At 40.3% G+C, this 918-nt stretch carries 1 protein-coding gene; it reads left to right on the top strand.

Translation table 11 applies throughout. The features are described 5' to 3' along the window. Positions 1-150 precede the first annotated feature (150 nt). Positions 151-918 (top strand): GH25 family lysozyme (locus ACFIK0_RS09285; RefSeq protein WP_375663894.1); only part of this gene is annotated, 768 nt, incomplete at its 3' end.

Genomic DNA, 918 nt, shown 5'->3' on the forward strand with positions numbered 1-918 from the left:
ATCAATTTAATTCAATTGCTGCAACTTCTTCAAGAACGGAAAATCACTTTGGACAATTGGAAACAACGTTAACGGAAAAGCAGGTAAAAGCAATTGATATGTGGATGAAAGGAGGAGATAATAATAGCAAGGAAAGCTAATGCGTTAGATATCTCCGAATTTCAAGATCCTAAAATTTTCCCGTATCAAGCCGCTAAAGATGCCGGAATCGATACGTTGATCATTCGCGCTGGTTATCATACTCGACAAGATAAGCATGTCAAAGAACATATTGCTAATGCGAAAAAGTATGGCTTTAAATGGCATCTTTATCACTACTGGATGAATGGCGGTACAGAAATTGCATGGGCCATTCAGAACGCTAAAGATTTAGGCTTATCCAGTAAACAATATCTTTTCTTAGATGTTGAAGATAAGAGCCTACCTGCCGATTGGAATGGACAGTTCGCTCAATTTAGAAAGCAAGCTGTCAACTCGTTCAAGGTTGGATTATATTGTTCCGACAGTCCTTATCGCGCCAAATTCAGTGATAGTCAACTCAGACAATTAAATGTACTACGTTGGATAGCTGCATACAGTTACGAACCTGCTAACTACGATATTTGGCAAATGTCAGGAGCTGGTAGTGGTGGTTTTGGATCGTACACTGGCGACATTGATCGTGATTATGTGGCTACTAGCATACTGAATGATTATGCAAAGCAAACAGAACCTGATCAGCCAGAAGACGAGCCATTTACTCCACCTGCTGATATTCCGATGGCTTTTAAAAACATTGTCTTACAAGACATGATTGTGGATGGTATTCGAGGGCTTGGTTGTTCACCAGACAACGGGATCACTAATCGGATTTACTGGACAATCTTTGGTCGTAAATACTATCAGGAAGATGGGGATCGGATATGGCCGTTTATTCGA

Source organism: Bartonella sp. CL63NXGY (assembly GCF_042194905.1).
Lineage (GTDB): Bacteria > Pseudomonadota > Alphaproteobacteria > Rhizobiales > Rhizobiaceae > Bartonella.